This window comes from Glutamicibacter sp., from assembly GCF_035257265.1.
Classification (GTDB): domain Bacteria; phylum Actinomycetota; class Actinomycetes; order Actinomycetales; family Micrococcaceae; genus Glutamicibacter.
In genome coordinates, this window is record NZ_DATEXC010000012.1 from 17,574 (window position 1) to 33,698 (window position 16,125).

The 16,125-nt window shown below is 59.7% G+C and carries 14 protein-coding genes; 5 read left to right on the forward strand and 9 right to left on the reverse strand.

Annotated features, from left to right (window positions below; genetic code table 11):
• Positions 1–7: 7 nt before the first annotated feature.
• The 6 genes from VJ369_RS00930 to VJ369_RS00955 form a co-directional block, all read right to left on the reverse strand.
• Complete coding sequence (locus tag VJ369_RS00930) at positions 8–1,288, reverse strand: ABC transporter permease (RefSeq protein ID WP_324090283.1); 1,281 nt, start codon at positions 1,286–1,288, stop codon at positions 8–10.
• A complete protein-coding gene (locus VJ369_RS00935; protein WP_414652600.1) occupies positions 1,285–2,517 on the reverse strand; it encodes an ABC transporter permease in 1,233 nt (410 codons plus the stop codon). The genes VJ369_RS00930 and VJ369_RS00935 overlap by 4 nt, the downstream gene beginning before the upstream one ends.
• Positions 2,514–4,145 carry an ABC transporter ATP-binding protein gene (locus VJ369_RS00940; protein ID WP_324090284.1) on the reverse strand — a complete coding sequence of 544 codons (1,632 nt, stop codon included), beginning with the start codon at positions 4,143–4,145 and terminating at the stop codon, positions 2,514–2,516. The genes VJ369_RS00935 and VJ369_RS00940 overlap by 4 nt, the downstream gene beginning before the upstream one ends.
• 123 nt (positions 4,146–4,268) lie before the next feature.
• Positions 4,269–5,357 carry a BMP family ABC transporter substrate-binding protein gene (locus tag VJ369_RS00945; RefSeq protein ID WP_324090285.1) on the reverse strand — a complete coding sequence of 363 codons (1,089 nt, stop codon included), beginning with the start codon at positions 5,355–5,357 and terminating at the stop codon, positions 4,269–4,271.
• A gap of 263 nt (positions 5,358–5,620) precedes the next feature.
• Positions 5,621–6,817 (reverse strand): amidohydrolase, encoded by a 1,197-nt coding sequence (locus VJ369_RS00950; RefSeq protein ID WP_324090286.1) that lies wholly within the window; start codon positions 6,815–6,817, stop codon positions 5,621–5,623.
• Between the two features lie 98 nt (positions 6,818–6,915).
• Complete coding sequence (locus VJ369_RS00955; RefSeq protein WP_324090287.1) at positions 6,916–8,028, reverse strand: mannose-1-phosphate guanylyltransferase; 1,113 nt, start codon at positions 8,026–8,028, stop codon at positions 6,916–6,918.
• Positions 8,029–8,273: 245 nt separating this feature from the next.
• Between VJ369_RS00955 and sdhC the strand changes: the two genes are divergently transcribed.
• The 5 genes from sdhC (at position 8,274) to VJ369_RS00980 (ending at position 13,574) form a co-directional block, all read left to right on the forward strand.
• On the forward strand, positions 8,274–8,687 hold the full coding sequence (gene sdhC, locus VJ369_RS00960) for a succinate dehydrogenase, cytochrome b556 subunit (protein WP_170947871.1): 414 nt from the start codon (positions 8,274–8,276) through the stop codon (positions 8,685–8,687).
• A 3-nt stretch (positions 8,688–8,690) separates the two neighbouring features.
• Positions 8,691–9,134: a succinate dehydrogenase hydrophobic membrane anchor subunit gene (locus VJ369_RS00965; RefSeq protein ID WP_105678178.1), complete on the forward strand. Its 444-nt coding sequence runs from the start codon at positions 8,691–8,693 to the stop codon at positions 9,132–9,134.
• A 48-nt stretch (positions 9,135–9,182) separates the two neighbouring features.
• A complete protein-coding gene (sdhA, locus tag VJ369_RS00970; protein WP_324090288.1) occupies positions 9,183–10,970 on the forward strand; it encodes a succinate dehydrogenase flavoprotein subunit in 1,788 nt (595 codons plus the stop codon).
• Positions 10,970–11,752 carry a succinate dehydrogenase iron-sulfur subunit gene (locus tag VJ369_RS00975; protein WP_096256550.1) on the forward strand — a complete coding sequence of 261 codons (783 nt, stop codon included), beginning with the start codon at positions 10,970–10,972 and terminating at the stop codon, positions 11,750–11,752. Before sdhA ends, VJ369_RS00975 begins: the two co-directional genes overlap by 1 nt.
• 355 nt (positions 11,753–12,107) lie before the next feature.
• Entirely contained in the window at positions 12,108–13,574 is a 1,467-nt protein-coding gene (locus tag VJ369_RS00980) for a catalase (protein WP_324090289.1), read from the forward strand.
• Between the two features lie 91 nt (positions 13,575–13,665).
• Here the strand turns inward: VJ369_RS00980 and VJ369_RS00985 are convergent, their stop codons facing one another.
• The 3 genes from VJ369_RS00985 to VJ369_RS00995 are packed head-to-tail and all read right to left on the reverse strand — an operon-like array spanning position 13,666 to position 16,085.
• Positions 13,666–14,202, reverse strand: a complete 537-nt coding sequence (locus VJ369_RS00985; protein ID WP_324090290.1) for a 2'-5' RNA ligase family protein — start codon at positions 14,200–14,202, stop codon at positions 13,666–13,668.
• A gap of 2 nt (positions 14,203–14,204) precedes the next feature.
• Positions 14,205–15,227, reverse strand: a complete 1,023-nt coding sequence (gene trpS, locus VJ369_RS00990; protein ID WP_324090291.1) for a tryptophan--tRNA ligase — start codon at positions 15,225–15,227, stop codon at positions 14,205–14,207.
• Between the two features lie 15 nt (positions 15,228–15,242).
• A complete protein-coding gene (locus tag VJ369_RS00995; protein ID WP_324090292.1) occupies positions 15,243–16,085 on the reverse strand; it encodes an exodeoxyribonuclease III in 843 nt (280 codons plus the stop codon).
• Positions 16,086–16,125 lie beyond the last annotated feature (40 nt).

The window sequence follows — 16,125 nt, forward strand, 5'->3', positions numbered from 1 at the left end:
AGAATTGTTATTCCTTCACATAGGGTTCGCCGGCGGCAGCAGGTCCGCGCGAGCGGCCCACCAAGCCGGCGACGGCGAAGATCGTCACCAGATACGGCATCATTGCCATGAACTGGCTTGGCACCGGGGTGCCGATGATCGTGAGGATCACCTGGAGGTTGTCCGCGAAGCCGAAGAGCAGCGCTGCGGCGAAGGCGCCGATCGGGTTCCAGCGTCCAAAGATCACCGCGGCCAACGCGATGAAGCCACGTCCGCCGGAGATTTCCTTGGTGAAGGAGTCGATGGCCACCAGCGTGAAGAAGGAGCCGCCAATACCGGCGATGATGCCGCCGAGGGTCACATTCCAGAAGCGGGTGGCGTTTACCTTGATGCCCAGGGTGTCGGCCGCCTTCGGGTGTTCACCGACCGCACGTACCCGCAGGCCCCAACGGGTTTTGAACAACCCGAACCAGACCAGGAAGACCGCAAGATACATCAGGTAGCCGATGACCGACTGCTTGAACAGGATCGGACCCAGCACCGGAATGGCGCTCAGCCCAGGGATCGCGATCACCGGCAGGTGCGCCGGGGAGTTGAACAGTTCGGGATCTTCCTGCATCACCGTGGTAAACAAGAACCCGGTGATACCCGAGACCAGCACGTTGAGCACCACACCGACGATGATCTGGTTGACCAGATACTTGATCGCAAATAACGCGAGCACCAGGGAGACCAGTGCGCCGGCGATGCCTGCGGCGATCAGCCCGGCAAAGGCGTTCTTGGTGATCGACGCGACGATCGCGGCGGTGAACGCGCCACCGAGCAGCTGGCCTTCGATAGCGATGTTGACCACGCCGGCACGCTCACAGAGCACCCCGGACAGCGAACCGAACACCAGCGGAACGGCGAGCACGACCGCACCGGCCAGCAGGCTGGCCAGCGAAATAGTATTAATATTCGCGCCGGAGACCACCCAAATCAGGAAGCCGAGCACAAAAAGCACCGCTGCAAGCACTACCGCGTAGGTGGGCAAGGTGCGTCCCTTGGAACGCAGCCACCAGGAGTATCCGGCCACCGCGAGCAGCAGCACACCGAAGACTATATTGGTCGCCATACCGGGGAACACCAGGTCGGGGATCTTAAATGCATCGGTGCTGGTGCTCAGCGAGAAATTCGCGGCCTGGCTGCTGCCTAGGAAACCGAAGCTGATCAGCGTGATCAAAGCGATCACACTGAGCACTATCGGAGTCTTCTTGCTGGGTAACAGGGAGATCGACGGCTGCAGGGCCGCTGTTGCTGTGGTGGTCACTTGGCACCTGCCTTGATGGTTTCGGTTTTGCGGACGCGCTTTTTCGGATTCATCCCAAAGATCGATTTCACCAGCGGTGGGGCGGCGATGAACAGCACGATCAGTGACTGCACCACCAAGACGATATCGATCGGGGTTCCGGTGGAAATCTGCATGTTGACCGCACCGGCGCGGAAGGCACCGAAGAGCAAACCGGCAAAGAAGGTTCCCCACGGGGTGGATCGGCCAAGCAGCGCGACGGTGATCGCGTCGAAGCCCAGCGAACCGGCCACACCGACGGTGAGTACCTTCTCGGTGCCGGCTACCTGTGCAACACCAGCGGCGCCTGCCAGCGCGCCGGCAAAGGCCATCGCCAAGATGGTGGTGCGCGCGACGTTTACGCCGGCGGTGCGTGCCGCTTCAGGGTTATGCCCCACCGCACGGAACTCGAAGCCCAAGGTGGAGCGTTTAAGCATCCAGGCCACCAGCACCGTCAACAAGATTGCCATCACAAAACCTAAGTGCAAACGCGATCCGGTCAGTGCCGGGAAGGTCGCGTTAGCATCCAGGATCGGGGAGATCGGATTGGTCTCACCGGGACGCCGGAAGGCGGTGGTATTCATCAAGAAGTCCAGCAGGTACAGCGCCACGTAGTTGAACATGATCGTCAAGATCACTTCGTGCGCGCCGGTGCGGGCCTTGAGCAGACCTACCAGCCCGCCCCACAGGGCGCCGCCGAGCAGACCGAAGAGGACCACCAGCAGCAGGTGCAGCACCAGCGGCAGGTGCCAGGCGAATCCGACATAGCCGGCCATGGTGGCGCCGATGATGATCTGGCCTTGGGCACCGATGTTGAACATGCCGGCGCGGAAGGCCAGAGCGACGCCCAAACCTGCACAGATCAGCGGGGTGGAGACCGTCAGCGTCTCCAGGAAGGGAGAGAAACCCTGTGCGGAGTTGTAGATGGAGCCGTTGAACAGCGCCACATAGCTTTCGGTTCCGGCGCGCCACAGCTGCGAGAAGAAATCGCTGGGGCGGGCAAAGATGTAGCTGGAGGTTTCAATGACTTTTTTGTCGGTCACGGCCACCAGCAGTCCGCCGATGACCAGTGCAACAAAAACACCCAGCACCGAGACGAGACCCGGGCCCTGGGTGATCTTGCGCAATAGCTCGTTGTTCGAGTTTTTGGCCTCGGGCGGCGCTGCGGGCTTCTCGCCGGCAGGCGGTTGACCGATGGTTTGCTCACTCACTGCGCATCTCCTTCCGCTGTGGTGCTGTGCTTAGGTTTGTGGGGGCTCGGCGGCGCCTGGGTAACTACCGGTTGCGCTTCGAGTGGTTCGGCATCGGCCTTGACGAAGTCTGCCTGGCTGATCGCGTCCTCTTGGGAGACTCCGGCCATCATCAGGCCGAGCACCTCACGGGAGGTGTTGCCCGGCACGATCCCGTTGATCTTGCCCTTGTAGAGCACGGCGATGCGGTCCGCCAGTTCCATCACTTCGTCCAGCTCGGTGGACACGATCATCACCGGAGTTCCCTTGTCGCGTTCGGCGACGATGCGCCGGTGCAGGAATTCAATGGAACCCACGTCCACCCCGCGGGTAGGCTGCGAGGCGATGAACAGCTTCAAGTCACGGCTCAGCTCGCGGGCCATGACGACCTTTTGCTGGTTGCCACCGGACAGGCTTGAGGCCGGGTTCAGCGGGTTATCGGTACGCACGTCAAAGTCGGCGATCTGCTGGGTCGCGTTCTTTTTCATCGCGTCAAGGTTCATCGAAATGCCCTTGCCGAATGGTTTGCGGTCATACAGGTCCAGAATCAGGTTCTCTTCGATGGAGAACTGGGTGACCAGTCCATGCACCGAGCGGTCCTCGGGGACAAAGCCGACTCCGGCGCGCAGGACCGCCTTGACCGATTTGCCCACAAGTTCTTGCCCAGCAAGTTTTATCGACCCGGCGGTGACCGGCTGAGTACCCAAGATGGCCTCGGTCAGTTCGGTCTGTCCGTTGCCCTGCACACCTGCCACGGCGAGGATTTCGCCCTCATGGATCTCGAAGGAGACGTGGTCCAAGGTGGTGGTGCCGGCGGCGTTAACCACGCTCACATCACGCACCATCAAGCTGGCGGCACCGGGGGTGGCGGCTTCCTTGTTCAGGTTCAGCTGCACTGCACGGCCGACCATCAGGTTAGCCAGGTCGGTGGTGGAAGTTTCGGGGGGCACCGAATCGATCACCAGACCGCGGCGCACCACGGTGATCACGTCGGAGACCGCACGGACCTCGCGCAGTTTGTGCGAGATGAACACGATCGAGGTGCCATTGGCTTTGAGCTGCCGCATGATGTCCAGCAGCTCGTCGGTTTCCTGCGGGGTCAGCACCGCGGTCGGCTCATCAAGGATGAGCACCTTCGCCTCACGGACCAGGGCCTTGATAATTTCCACGCGCTGCTGCACGCCGACCGGCAAATCCTCGACGATCGCGTCGGGGTCAACGTCGAACCCGTAGCGATCGGAGATTTCGCGGATCTTCTTGCGCGTAATCTGAAGGTCCAGGACGCCGCCGGCTTTCGTGGCCTCGGCTCCCAGAGCAATGTTTTCGGCGACGGTGAAGACCGGGATCAGCATAAAGTGCTGGTGCACCATGCCGATGCCCGCTGCCATCGCGTCGCCTGGCCCGGAGAATTGCACGGGCTTGTCGTCGATCAGGATTTGACCCTCGGTCGGCTGATACAGGCCGTAGAGCACGTTCATCAGCGTGGACTTTCCCGCGCCATTTTCACCGAGCAAACAGTGGATTTGGGCATTATCGACCACTAGGTCGATATCCTTATTGGCGTAGAAAGAACCGAAGGCTTTCGAGATTCCTCGTAGTTCGAGTTTCACGATTCCACCATCTTTGTTGTTCGGTTGTTGGGCGGTGGGCAGTCATAGAGCGCGTCACCAGTTCACCGCTCAGGCGGTGAGCGGTGACGCGCTCAGATGACTTACTTTGTGGTGCAGCAAACCCTACTTAGGGCTGGCCTTCGATTCAACCTTCAGGTCGCCCGAAATAATCGATGCCTTCAGTGCGTCCAGTTCGGACTTGGTCTCATCGGAGACCTTGGAATCAAAATCGTGGAATGGGGCCAGAGCCACACCCTCGTTCTCCAGGGTACCCACATATGGGGTGGCGTCGAACTTGCCATCGGCGTCGGAGACGATCACTTCTTCAACTGCCTTGTCCATGGTCTTGACCACGGAAGTCAGCATGACAGCCTTGTAATCAGGTGCGGTCTCGTAACCGTCGGAGTCAACCCAAACCAGTTTGACGTCCTTGCCGCCCTTGTTTGCGTCAACTACGGCAGCGCCTGCGCCCTTACCTACGGGACCGGCAACCGGCATGACCACGTCTGCACCGTTGTCGATGAAGTTCTTGGTCACCTGCTTGCCCTTATCCTGCTTTTCGAAGTCGCCGGTGAAGGTACCGTCCTGCTTCTTCTTGTCCCAGCCAAGGAGCTTGACGTTCTCGCCCTTGTCTTCGTTGAACTTTGCTACGCCGTCGGCGAAGCCGTCCATGAAGATGGTGACGGTTGGGATCTTGATTCCGCCGAAGGTAGCAACGGTGCCGGTTTCGGAGGCTGCAGCTGCTGCGTAGCCTGCCAGGTAGGCTGCCTGAGCCGTGTCATAAATAATCGGCTTAACGTTTTCAATCGGCTTGTCGTACTGGAAGTCGACGATCGCGAAATGCTTTTCAGGGTTCGCCGCGGCGGCCTGCGCAGTCGCATCGCCCAGCAAGAAGCCGACGGTGACGGTCAGATTACAACCGGCATTCATCATGCCGGTGAGGTTGGTGGCGAAGTCCGAGTTGGACTTCGACTCTGCCTCGCGTGGCTTAAAACCAATATCATCGGCAGCGGCCATCAGGCCACGGTGCGATGACTCGTTGAAGGACTGGTCATCAAATCCGCCGGAGTCGGAAACGATGCAGCCAATGTAGTCAGAGTTTCCGGCGGCATTGCCGGAATCTTCTGGGGCTGCGCCACAGGCGCTTAACGCCAAAGCTGAAATGCCGAGCATGGCCGCGGCCACACCGGTCTTGCGCGATAAGAAGCGCATCTAAACCTCCATGAGTGAAGTGCGAGATTACCGGGAGGCGAGGAACCTTTAGATTCGTGAAGTTGACCTTCGCGAGTGGCACAAAAGTACTAGCTTTCCCATCGTTTCCATAGCCTATCGGAGATACGCCGTAGGTAAAGACGTTGAAGATTACAAACCGGTAACTTCCAGAGCATGTAACGGCAAGCGCTTAACGCCAATACCCAAGTCAGATGACAGTTTGTTAAAGCATCAAACAAGTGTTAAAAATTTTCGGGTTTCCCCTAGTTGGCCAGCGCTTCGTCGATGGCTTGAATGGCAGCCGCTGCCATCAGCCGGACGCCGACGGAAATACTGCGCTCGTCTGGGTTGTAGTCCCCGCGATGCAGGTCGAAGGTTTTACCGCCCGGGGTGCGGGTGCCCAAGCGCAGCATCGCCCCAGAAACCTTCTGCGTCATCCAGGCAAAGTCTTCCCCGCCCATGGACTGCGGAGTCAGCTCGATGGAGGCGGCACCGAACTCGCGCCGCGCCGCGTCTTCGATCAACGCGGTCTCGGCCGGAGCGTTAATTACCGGCGGTACCCCGCGGGTATGCTGCATTTTAATTTCAACACCATAGGGCGCGGCGACCTGGCGGACGGTCGCGTCCAGGAGCTCTCCGGCGGCATACCAAACCTCACCGTCGAGGCAGCGCATGGTGCCGGCAAGGTAACCGGTGGCCGGAATCGCGTTCGGCGCGCTGCCGGCATGGATCTGACCCCACACCACCGACACCGCCGAACGAACATCAAGCTTGCGTCCGAGCACCGCGGGAACCTGGGTGGCGATCTGACTCATCGCAAAAACAATATCTTCGGTCAGATGCGGCCGCGAGGTATGTCCGCCCCGGCCATTAACCTCGATGCGGATGGTGTCACTCGCGGAGGTGATCGCCCCGATACGAGTACCGATCTTTCCCACGTCGATGCGCGGATCGCAGTGCAATGCAAGCACGCGCGGCACCTCGTCCAAGAGGCCCTGTTCGATCACGGAGAGCGCACCACCAGGTAGTTTTTCCTCGGCAGGCTGGAAGATCACCCGGATTCTGCCATGCAGTGCCCCTGCATCATCCATGGATTTCAGCGCCAAGGCTACCCCGAGCATTACCGTCGTGTGAATGTCGTGGCCGCACGCGTGGGCTACCCCGTCGGTCATGGAGGCGAATTCCAGCCCGGTTTCTTCGAGCACCGGCAAGGCATCAATGTCGGCGCGCAGACCCAAACGAATCGGGCCCTGCCCCACATCGACGAATGCTCCGGTTTGCTCCATCGGCACCGGGTCAAGTCCTGCCTCACGCAATGCACTGAGGATCCGTGCGGTGCTCTGGAACTCGGCGAAGGAAAGCTCCGGGTTGCGGTGCAACTCGCGGCGGAAGTCCAACAGCGCAGGTACCAACGGCTCCGTCCACTGCTGGACGGATGCTAACTTGCCATTTTCATTCATCGAAGACACCTTAACGAAGATACGCGCCGAGCCATGAGCTTCCTAGCCAGCACGTAACCTTTGGACACCCGGTGACATAGTCCTGCGCTCTGCCGGACCTAGAGGACCGAGGTGTCCCCGCGCTCCTTGAGCTGCTCCACCGTCGCTTTGACCTTCTGCGCGTGCTCCTTGGTGGTCACCAGCAACGCGTCGGCGGTATCCACCACGATCACGTCATCGATGCCGATCAGCGCAACCACCCGTGGTCGATCGCTGTAGACCACGCCGGTGGCATTATCGGCGTACACCCGCACCGCCTCACCGAGGGTGATGACGCCTTCTTCGGCGTCTTCGCTGTTCAATCGTCCGATGGCCGCGAAGTCTCCGACGTCATCCCAGTTGAAAATGCCCGGGATCACCGCGACGTCACCGGCGGCCGCGGCCGGCTCGGCCACCGCATAGTCAATCGCGGTCTTCGGCAGGTCATCCCAGACCTCGGCCATGACCGCGTCACGCTGTTCGGTATCCCATGCCTCGGCGATGCGCATAAGTCCCGCATAGAGCGCCGGCTCATTGGCTTCAAGATGCTTGAGCATCAGCCCGACGGGTGCGACAAACATTCCGGCGTTCCAGAGGAATCCGCCTCCGGCCAGATAGCGCCGGGCGGTGTCTTCGTCTGGTTTCTCCACGAACTCCACCACGCCACGGGCGCTGGGCGCGTTTGCTACGTCCAAGGTTTCGCCGGCCCTGATGTAGCCAAAGGCGGTAGACGCATGAGTGGGGTGAATACCGATGGTGACGATCTTTCCGGTGGCCGCGGTATGGATCGCTTCGACCAGCGCCTGCTGGAAGATTTCGACCGGGCCGATGACCTGGTCCGCGGCGAAGGACCCCATGATGATGTTGGGGTCGCGGCGGTAAAGAATTGCGGCGGCCAAGCCGATAGCAGCGGCCGAATCACGTGGTGCAGGTTCAAGCACCAGGTTTTCATCGGAGATTTCAGGCAGTTGGGCTACGACCGCGCCGCGGTGCGCCTTGCCGGTGACGACCATAATGCGTTCGCCGGCCAGCGGGACCAGACGGTCAAAGGTCGCACGAATCAGCGTCGAGCCCGATCCGGTGAGATCGTGCAGGAATTTGGGAGCCGAGGCTCGGGAGAGGGGCCATAGGCGGGTTCCGACGCCACCGGCCGGAATGACGCCATGGAAGCGCGCTAAAAGGTCTGCATTCACGAGGTCTACACTAATTCATTCGGTGGGCAAACCCAGTCATTGAGACGTTTCGCCCGAATAAATACGCCATGCAACTATGCGTTATTACGCGCTTATTCCCGGCCATTAAGCGCAAAAATGCCACTATTCGGTGAACATACTCACAAGCACAAGACTCAAGATAGAACCAAGGCTCATTTGTGGTTTAGACTCGCACAAGGAACGCTCGCACAAGTGCGTCAAATCTCATTGTGTGCAATATACACATGCGCCGTTGCGAGCCTTGGAGGTTTAGTTCAGTGTCGAAGACTTCGTCAGGCACCCTATACCGCGGCCGTGAAGGCATGTGGTCCTGGGTGGGACACCGGGTCACCGGTGTCGTTATTTTCCTTTTTCTTTTAGTGCACGTGCTTGATACAGCACTTGTACGCGTCGATGCCAGTGCATACGACGCAGTGATTGCCACTTACAAAAACCCCTTGATGGCATTAGGCGAAACCGCTTTGGTCGCTGCCATCCTTTTCCACGCGTTTAATGGTCTGCGTTTGATCTTGGTTGATTTCTGGAAACAGGGCACCAAGTACCAGCGTCAGCTGTTGTGGGGCGTCATCGGCGTTTGGGTAGTTGTATTCGCCGGCTTCGCAATCCGCCACCTCTCGCTTGCATTCGGAGGACACTAAACCATGAGCGCAGAAATTGCTGAACCACGTAGCCAGCGTCTAGATCCGAAGTATGTTCGCGGACCAAAGTCGCGCGGCAACTTCGAGATGCTTGCATGGCTGTTTATGCGCCTCTCAGGCGTAGTGCTGGTCATCCTGATTTTCGGGCACCTCATCGCTAACCTGCTCACCGGCGAGGGCGTCAACGGCCTCTCCTTCGGCTTTGTTGCCGGCAAGTGGGCCGATCCAGTATGGCAGTTCTGGGATTTGGCACTGCTGTGGTTGTCGATGCTGCACGGCACCAACGGTGTGCGTACCATCATCAACGATTACGCCGAGAAGCACGCAACCCGTGCGTGGCTAAAGGGTCTGCTCTACGTAGCAACGATCTTCATCATCGTGCTTGGCTCCCTGGTGATCTTCACCTTCGATCCATGCATCGTGAACAGCCCGTTGCCACAGTGCTAGAACCCGTTTTTTAGTCACAAAGATTTTTTAGAAAAGAGAGCATCAAGAATGCAGGTACACAAGTACGACGTAGTCATCGTCGGTGCCGGTGGTGCAGGTATGCGTGCGGCGATCGAATCCGGTCAGCGCGCACACACCGCAGTGCTAACCAAGCTTTACCCAACCCGTTCGCACACCGGTGCGGCCCAGGGTGGCATGTGTGCAGCACTTGCCAACGTCGAGGAAGACAACTGGGAGTGGCACACCTTCGACACCGTCAAGGGTGGCGACTACCTGGTTGACCAGGACGCAGCGGAGATCATGGCGAAGGAAGCCATCGACGCCGTGCTGGACCTGGAAAAAATGGGTCTGCCATTCAACCGCACCCCAGAGGGCAAGATTGACCAGCGTCGCTTCGGCGGTCACACCCGTGACCACGGCAAGGCAGCGGTACGCCGTGCTTGCTACGCAGCTGACCGCACCGGCCACATGATCTTGCAGACCCTCTACCAAAACTGCGTCAAGCACAACGTTGAGTTCTACAACGAGTACTACGTGCTGGACATGCTGATGGTTGAAGAAGATGCCTACCGCGAAGATGGCACCGCCTACAAGCAGAAGCGCGTTGCTGGCGTCGTATCCTACGATCTGGCTAGCGGCGAGCTGCACATCTTCCAGGCCAAGTCGGTTGTCTTCGCAACCGGCGGCGCCGGCAAGGTCTTCAAGACCACTTCCAACGCCCACACCCTCACCGGTGACGGCATGGGCATCGCCTTCCGTAAGGGCATCCCGCTGGAAGATATGGAATTTGTGCAGTTCCACCCGACCGGCCTGGCCGGTCTGGGCATCCTGCTTTCCGAGGCTGCTCGCGGCGAAGGCGCAATCCTGCGTAACTCCGAAGGTGAGCGCTTCATGGAGCGCTACGCACCAACCATCAAGGACCTCGCACCGCGTGACATCGTCGCGCGCTCGATGGCCAATGAGGTGCGCGAAGGCCGTGGCTGTGGTCCCAACAAGGATTACGTACTGCTTGACCTCACTCACCTGGAACCAGCGCACATCGATGCGAAGCTTCCGGACATCACCGAGTTCGCGCGTACCTACCTGGGTGTAGAGCCATACACCGAGCCGGTACCGGTCTTCCCGACCGCGCACTACGTGATGGGTGGTATCCCTACCAATATCGATGCCGAGGTCCTGCAGGACAACGACACCGTGATCCCAGGACTCTATGCGGCCGGCGAAGTCGCCTGTGTCTCGGTCCACGGATCAAACCGTCTGGGCACCAACTCGCTGTTGGACATCAACGTCTTCGGTAAGCGCGCCGGCATCTCGGCAGCGAAGTACGCGGCTACCGCAGACTTCGTCGCACTTCCAGAGGATCCAGAGAAGTTCACCAGCACCCAGATCGACGCGATGCTGAACTCCACCGGTACCGAGCGTGTTGCGGTATTGCGTAAGGAACTTCAGGACATCATGGACGCTAACGTTCAGGTGTTCCGCGACAAGGATTCGCTGGATCGCGCACTGGTTGTCATCGAAGAACTACGTGAGCGTTACAAGAACGTTTCGGTCCAGGATAAGGGCAAGCGCTTCAACCTTGACCTTCTGGAAGCCATCGAGCTTGGCTTCCTGCTGGACATGGCAGAGGTTATGACCGCTGCCGCCATGCACCGCAAGGAATCGCGCGGCGGACACTACCGCGAGGACTTCCCGAACCGCGACGACGAGAACTTCATGAAGCACTCGATGTCCTACCGCGACGCAACGGCTACCACCGAGGGCATTTCCGGCATTCGCATGGAAACCAAGCCCGTCATCTTTACCCGTTACCAGCCGATGGAGCGTAAGTACTAATGAGCACGGAACTTCCGGAACCAGCATCAAAGATCGAGCTGAAGCCAGGTGTTGGCGGTGGCGGAGAAATCCCTACCTTCAACATCACCCTGCGCGTTCGCCGTTACACCCCGGAGAGCACCGCTGACGCGTACTGGGAAGACTTCAAGCTGACCATGTACGGCACCGACCGCGTGCTGGACGCCCTGCACAAGGTCAAGTGGGAGCATGACGGTTCGCTGTCTTTCCGCCGCTCTTGCGCACACGGCGTCTGCGGTTCGGATGCCATGCGCATCAACGGCCGCAACCGTCTTGCTTGCAAGACCCTGCTCAAGGACCTGGACACCTCCAAGCCGATCACCGTTGAAGCCATCAAGGGCCTGCCCCTTGAAAAGGACCTCATCGTCGACATGGAACCGTTCTTCCAGTCCTACCGCGAGATCATGCCGTTCCTGATCAACGATGGCCACGAGCCATCGGGCGAGCGTTACCAGTCGGCAGCGGACCACGCTAAGTTCGAGGACACCACCAAGTGCATTCTTTGCGCCGCGTGCACCTCGTCTTGCCCGGTCTTCTGGACCGATGGCCAGTACTTCGGCCCGGCAGCAATCGTCAACGCACACCGCTTCATCTTCGACTCGCGCGATGATGCAGGCGATATGCGTTTGGAGATCCTGAACGACAAGGAAGGCGTGTGGCGTTGCCGCACCACCTTCAACTGCACCGAAGCATGCCCGCGTGGCATCCAGGTGACCCAGGCTATTGCCGAGGTCAAGCAGGCAATCTTGTCGCGCACCGTCTAAGGATTAGTCCCTAGTCCTCGCAAAGAGGCTCGAACCACTGGGTTCGAGCCTCTTTGTGCGTTAACCGAGCAATTAACGCCTGGCAACAATGCGGTGAATTCCACATTCCCTATTTGGATCCATTCAAATTTATGGCATGATGGGAACTATGGGCTTCACCGGTTATTTGTACCAGTTTGCACGCTGCGCCTCTGCGCGTGGACAAACTCTGAGCCGTTTGAAACCCAAGAATTTCATAGACCTCTACGGTGCGTTCCGCGCCCGTGGATGAGGCCCTTGCCAGGGCGGAGCACCGCGGCGTATTCCCGCCGCACTCTTCCTGACAAAAATGTAGGATCCATGCAAAGGAGAAACAATGGCTGAGAATCAGAACGTGAACCCTAGCGGTTCGACCACCCAGGCAGGCATCCCAGCGGTCAGTGACCGCAACTCCCTGACCGTAGGCGCAGATGGTCCGATCGTCCTGCACGACCACCACCTGGTCGAAACCCTGCAGCACTTCAACCGCATGAACGTGCCAGAACGCCGCCCGCATGCAAAGGGCGCCGGTGCTTTCGGCGAATTCGAAACCACTGAAGACATTTCGCAGTACACCAAGGCTGCACTGTTCCAGCCAGGTGTGAAAACCGAAACCCTGATGCGCTTCTCCACCGTCGCCGGTGAGCTCGGTTCCCCAGACACCTGGCGCGACGTGCGTGGCTTCTCGATGAAGTTCTACACCACCGAAGGCAACTTCGACCTGGTCGGTAACAATACCCCGGTCTTCTTCCTGCGCGATCCAATGAAGTTCCCGCACTTCATCCGCTCGCAGAAGCGCCTGCCGGATTCCGGTCTGCGCGACGGCACCATGCAGTGGGACTTCTGGACGCAGAACCCCGAATCTGCCCACCAGGTCACCTACATCATGGGCCAGCGCGGCCTGCCTAAGACCTGGCGCGAAATGAACGGCTACGGCTCGCACACCTACATGTGGGTCAACGCTGCCGGTGAGAAGTTCTGGGTCAAGTACCACTTCCTGAACAAGCAGTCCGACAAGTTCGAGACCATGCCTGGCGCCGAGGCCGAGGCACTGGCAGGAGCGGACGCAGAATTCCACCGCCGCGACCTGTTCGACAACATCAAGGCCGGCAACTTCCCCCAGTGGGACCTCTACGTGCAGATCATGCCGTACGACGAGGCAAAGACCTACCGCTACAACCCATTTGACCTGACCAAGGTCTGGTCCAAGAAGGACTACCCGCGTATCAAGGTCGGCACGATGACGCTGAACCGCAACCCGGAGAATTTCTTCGCGCAGATCGAGCAGGCAGCATTCTCGCCAGCCAACATGGTTCCAGGCATGGGCATGAGCCCGGACAAGATGCTCCTTGGCCGTAACTTCGCCTACGCCGACGCTCAGCGTTACCGCATCGGCACCAACTTCCAGCAGCTGCCGGTGAATAAGCCGAAATGCCCGGTCAACTCGTACAACTTCGAAGGCAATATGACCTTCGAGCACACCGGGGACCGCAGCGTCTACGCGCCGAACTCCTTCGGCGATTCCTACAGCGACCAGACCGGACCGGTGGATAACTCCTTCGAGTCCGATGGGGAGCTGGTGCGTGCGGCCTACACGCTGCGCGAGGACGACGGCGACTTCGTCCAGCCAGGCATCCTGGTCCGCGAGGTTATGGACGACGCCCAGCGCGCCGAACTGGTCAACACTGTCACCGGTGCCCTCGACGGGGTTGCCGAGCCAGTGCTGAGCAACGCGTTGGAATACTGGAAGAACATCGACGCAGACACCGGCGCGAAGATCGAAGCCAACGTTCGCGCCAAGTAACCCAAACGCCGCTGCCTTAGGGCGATAGAAATCCCGTGGAACATTTTTATTCCACGGGATTTTTTGGCTATTTGCACCTACGGGTTCAGGTTCAGCGACCCAACGCGATTTGTTCGCAGAAGTTCCAGGCCCCATGGCGGGTGTCGAACAGCTGCACGCTGTGCACGTCGAAGCACAGCTCCACCTCCTGCAACGCGGTGTATGCGGCGGCCAAATCGGCCTCCGGCACATTCTGTGCGATCGTCAGGTGCGGGTGGTAGTCGAACTTTGACTCGTGACGCAGCGGCCCGGCAAGCAGCGCCTCATGCAGCGCCCAGCAACGCTGCGAACCGGCAGCTAACGGCAGATACACCACCTGACTGGAGGGTTGGAAAGAGCGTGCGGAGGCCAGCCGAACACTGAACTGCGAACTGCCAGCGGCCACCCGATGGACCTGCGCCGCGGCTTGCTCCCAGGAGTTGAGGTAGCCGCCGGAGACCAGGGTGATATGCGGGTCGATCGTCTCGGTGTCCGCTCCCCCGAATTTCCGGCGCCATTCACGCAAGACGCTGCGCTGTGGTTCGGGCACGGGAATGACGACCCCCAAGGTGAATTGGGGGTCCTCAACTTCCGTGGCCTGATCACTCACGATTAACTGTGGCTTCCCAGCGGCGGCAGGAAGCCGACCTTCTGGTAGACATCGGCGACGGTGGCCGAGGCGACCTCGCGGGCCTTTGCCGCGCCGGCCAGCAGCAGCCGGTCAAGCTCTGCAGGATCGTCGAGCAGTTCGAGGGTGCGCGTGCGGATCGGAGTAAGGCGTTCAACCACGGCCTCTGCCACCGCCACCTTCAGGTGCCCGTACATCTTGCCTTCAAACTCGGCGACCAGTTCCGGCACATGCTTTCCGGTCATCGCAGCCAGGATGTTCAAAAGGTTGGACACCCCAGGCTTTTCTTCCTTGTCGTAGGCCACGACGCTGCCGGCATCGGTGACCGCTGACTTGATCCGCTTGGCGATCTGCTTCGGCTCGTCGAGCACATTGATCAGACCTGCAGGCGACTCGGCGGACTTGGACATCTTCGAGGTCGGGTTCTGCAGGTCGTAAATGCGTGCGCCCTCCTTGGGGATGAAAGCCTCGGGCACCACAAAAGTCTCACCAAAACGGTGGTTAAAACGCTTGGCCAGATCGCGGGCCAGCTCCACATGCTGACGCTGGTCATCCCCGACCGGGACACCCTGCGGCTGGTAGAGCAAGATGTCAGCTGCCATGAGCACCGGGTAGGTGAACAGGCCAACGCTGGCAGCATCGGCGCCGCCCTTGGAGGATTTGTCCTTAAACTGGGTCATTCGGCTGGCTTCGCCAAAACCGGTGATGCAGTTTAATACCCAGGCCAGCTGGGCATGTTCGGGCACCTGAGACTGGACGAAGAGCGTGGACTTGTCCAGGTCGATGCCGCCGGCGATGAACTGCGCGGCGGTTTTACGGGTACGTGCGCGCAGCTCGGCGGGATCCTGCGAGACGGTGATCGCGTGCATATCCGGAATGAAGAAAAACGCGTCGTGGTCATCCTGGGTTTTGACCCAGTTGACCAGGGCGCCCAGATAGTTACCCAGGTGGAGTGAGTCGCCGGAAGGCTGCATCCCGGATAGGACGCGGGGGCGTAGTGTTTCCATGAATTGTGGTTCCTTTTAGAACTGGTAGTCGACAACCAACGGTGCGTGGTCGGAGAAGCGCAGATCGTAGGCCGAGGCGCGGTCTACGTGGGACTTGACGGCCTTCGCGGCAAGATCCGCGGTAGCCATCTGGTAGTCGATACGCCAACCGGCATCGTTGTCGAAGGCCTGCCCGCGGAAGGACCACCAGGTGTACGGTCCCTGGGCGTCGCCGGCCAGTTCCCGGGCCACATCCTTGTAGCCGATCTCCGGGCCGAAGAACCCGTCGAAGTAGGCGATCTCCTCGTCCATCACACCGGCGCGCTTATTGTGGTTCGGCTTCCAGTTCTTGATGTCCTTTTCGGTGTGCACGACGTTCAAATCGCCCACCACCAGCACATGGTCTTTCTCATTTTTCAGCTCAACCAGCCGCACGTTCATGCGGGTCAGGAAACGGTACTTGTCTTCCTGCTTTTGCGTGTTCAGCTCGCCGGAGTGCACGTAGGCGGAAACCACGCACAGGGTGGATCCGTCGGCCATGGTGAAATCAGCTTCCACCCAGCGGCCTGATTGCGCGAAGTACTCCTCACCGATGTGCTCACGCACGGCGGTCGGTTCGGCGCGGGAAAGCACCGCGACCCCGGCGCGGCCCTTGTCCTTGGCTTCGGCGTGCAGAATGGACCAGCCCTCGCCGATCAGTTCGCGCAGGATCGCATCCGGTGCGCGCACCTCCTGCAGGCAGAGGATGTCCGCGTCACGCGCGTTGATCCAGTCGGGCATATTACGCTTGTAGGCCGCGCGTATGCCGTTGACGTTGACCGAGGCCACGCGCACGGCGCCGGCATTCTTGCTCAAAATTTCCACGCTGGTAGGTATCACAATTCCACCTTACAAAAAGACAGCGCAACGTTCTGCCTGA

Bases quoted from the DNA above. Each gene is read 5' to 3' on its own strand.
- VJ369_RS00945 (WP_324090285.1), bottom strand. From the start codon at position 5,357: ATGCGCTTCTTATCGCGCAAGACCGGTGTGGCCGCGGCCATGCTCGGC.
- VJ369_RS00950 (WP_324090286.1), bottom strand. From the start codon at position 6,817: ATGAATGAAAATGGCAAGTTAGCATCCGTCCAGCAGTGGACGGAGCCG.
- sdhC (WP_170947871.1), top strand. From the start codon at position 8,274: ATGCGCCGTTGCGAGCCTTGGAGGTTTAGTTCAGTGTCGAAGACTTCG.
- VJ369_RS00965 (WP_105678178.1), top strand. From the start codon at position 8,691: ATGAGCGCAGAAATTGCTGAACCACGTAGCCAGCGTCTAGATCCGAAG.
- sdhA (WP_324090288.1), top strand. From the start codon at position 9,183: ATGCAGGTACACAAGTACGACGTAGTCATCGTCGGTGCCGGTGGTGCA.
- VJ369_RS00975 (WP_096256550.1), top strand. From the start codon at position 10,970: ATGAGCACGGAACTTCCGGAACCAGCATCAAAGATCGAGCTGAAGCCA.
- VJ369_RS00980 (WP_324090289.1), top strand. From the start codon at position 12,108: ATGGCTGAGAATCAGAACGTGAACCCTAGCGGTTCGACCACCCAGGCA.
- trpS (WP_324090291.1), bottom strand. From the start codon at position 15,227: ATGGAAACACTACGCCCCCGCGTCCTATCCGGGATGCAGCCTTCCGGC.